Source organism: Staphylococcus sp. GDX8P80P (assembly GCF_017893095.1).
GTDB lineage: Bacteria > Bacillota > Bacilli > Staphylococcales > Staphylococcaceae > Staphylococcus > Staphylococcus borealis.
Genome location: NZ_JAESMI010000185.1, coordinates 1 through 2395, shown reverse-complemented (window position 1 = coordinate 2395; position 2395 = coordinate 1). Strand labels below are relative to the sequence as shown.

The following is a 2395-nucleotide window of genomic DNA, read 5'->3' as shown; positions in this document are numbered from 1 at the left end:
TAAATTGACAACTCAACATAGGAAAAGGCAAAACCATATTATATGTTGAAAAACAACATGTCGTTTTATGCGTATTAGCCTGCAAAGTTTGGAGATAAAGAAGATGATGTGTGTTGTGTGGTATCATATTACTCACCTTTGACATAATAGTTGTTGAGTTTTTTTATAGAAGAGGTTTTATAGTTTTTAATACTAGATAAAGACACATGCATTAATTCGGCAATTTCAAACTGTTTATAACCTTGAATGAAATAGTTATACCATTCAAGTTCTCTAGGATTTAACAATTGCGTCATATCATTATAATTAAAGATTGATGTTTCTATTGAAGCGGAGATAAGGTGTGGGGAGGTTGAGATGTCAACGTCAACCATGTCAGGTTTTAAACTTTCTTTTCTAAATAAATCAATTAAATAAAAATTGAGTCGTTGGTAGAGAAACGAGGATAAACTTACATTTGAATTGTCATTGTAATTCTTAGATAATTGCCACAGTTTTATGAGTAATAATTGATAAAATTCATCATAATTATACTTGACGTTATAATGCTTTAACAAATAGTGAATCATTTTATGATGTTTATGATATATGTCATTAAAATTCAATACTTCAGAGATTCGCTCCTAATTTAAGTACTTAAATGAAATTTCCGGATATATAAAATTTAAAGTAATTTATTTAAATTATCATTTGCGTAATTTAACAAAAGGGTGTTAAATAGTAAGCATAGATTAACTATAAACTGTAAAATCATGTCTAAAGACGCATGTAACTTAGCAATACGACAAAATCATTATGGACATACCTTACATTCATTAATATATTTAAATTTTAGTCAATTTGTAACATGGGAGGTATAACGTTGGATTACGCACATTTAAATCTTGAGCATTTCTTCGCAAGAAATGATGATTTAGACATTATTAGAAATCGTTCTGAATTTGTAATGATTAATAATTTTACAAATGAAATGATGTATCGAGATGGTGAAATAGAAGGAACAGTTGATTTAAATCAATATTATTACAAGAATAGATCTCAAGCAGCGAGTTTTATTATGATGGATTATCGTAAAGATAATTGATAGATAAAGTACTGCTGGTGAGAATCAAGTAATGAAATTCTATATGTTTCATTACTTTTTATTTTGCAAAGTTTCATTTTGATTACTTTTATTTTATGAATATGTAACATTGCAAGTATAAAATTGTTTATAAGAATTAATAATGTTAAACTTTATTATCATAATAGATTTTAAATAAAAACAACATTGACCTAAGAGGTGTGAATATGACGAAGCACAAAAAAGGCTCAATTATTAGCCTAGTGGGGTTATTGATTGTTTTAGTTGCAGCAGGTTTTATATTCTTTAATATGATTTCAGATCAAATATTCTTTAAGCATGTTAATGAAGAAGAACGCGTAGAACATTTAGATGTAACTTTAAATAAAGCTGCGAAAAAACAAATTGATAATTACACAAGTCAACAAGTCTCTAACAAGAATAATACTGCTTGGAGAGATGCTTCAGATAGTGAAATAAAAGCTGCAATGGACAGTAGTAAGTTCATTGATGATGACAAACAAAAGTATCAATTTTTAGATTTATCTAAATATCAAGGCATTGATGAAAATCGTATTAAACGTATGTTATTCGACCGACCAATGTTATTGAAACATACTGACGCTTTCATTAGTGCTGCCAAAGAGAAGCATGTTAACGAAGTATATTTAATTTCACATGCTTTATTAGAAACAGGTTCAGTTAAAAGTGAATTAGCCAACGGGGTAGAAATTGACGGTAAGAAGTATTATAACTTCTACGGTGTAGGCGCGTTAGATAGTGATCCAATTAAAACGGGTTCAGAGTACGCTAAAAAACATGGTTGGGACACACCTGAAAAAGCAATCAAAGGTGGCGCCGACTTTATTCACCAACATTTCCTATCTCACGAAGATCAAAATACGCTCTACAGTATGAGATGGAATCCTAAGAATCCAGGTGAACATCAATATGCTACTGATATAAAATGGGCAGAAAGTAATGCTGAAATCATTGCTGATTTTTATAAAGAAATGAAAACTGAAGGTAAGTATTTTAAATTATACGTATACAAAGATGACAATAAACATCAAAAATAAAATTATTAATTAGTAAAAGCCAACGTCGACACTTGTGTGAATAAGTGTTGACGTTGGCTTTTTAGGATAAAAAATAGATTTATTTATTCTGCTTTATTTTTCTTAGTTAACCAACTAAAGGCTATAATCATTACGACAAAAACTTTTAAAATAAATTTCATTTTTGTTCACCTCAGTCAAGTCCAGACTCCTGTGTAAAATGCTATACAATGTTTTTACCATTTCTACTTATCAAAATTGATGTATTTTCTTG

At 29.0% G+C, this 2395-nt stretch carries 3 protein-coding genes; 2 read left to right on the top strand and 1 reads right to left on the bottom strand.

Annotation, left to right across the window (positions count from 1 at the left end):
* Positions 1–128 precede the first annotated feature (128 nt).
* The gene (locus tag KA858_RS12195) at positions 129–605 is read right to left on the bottom strand and encodes a sigma-70 family RNA polymerase sigma factor (protein WP_210135822.1); all 477 of its coding nucleotides are present in this window, start codon (positions 603–605) and stop codon (positions 129–131) included.
* A gap of 257 nt (positions 606–862) precedes the next feature.
* On the opposite strand from KA858_RS12195, the gene KA858_RS12190 reads away from it, so the two are divergent.
* The gene (locus tag KA858_RS12190) at positions 863–1084 is read left to right on the top strand and encodes a hypothetical protein (protein WP_107612526.1); all 222 of its coding nucleotides are present in this window, start codon (positions 863–865) and stop codon (positions 1082–1084) included.
* 206 nt (positions 1085–1290) lie between these two features.
* Complete coding sequence (gene sagB / locus KA858_RS12185) at positions 1291–2142, top strand: peptidoglycan release complex glucosaminidase SagB (RefSeq protein WP_107630335.1); 852 nt, start codon at positions 1291–1293, stop codon at positions 2140–2142.
* Positions 2143–2395 lie beyond the last annotated feature (253 nt).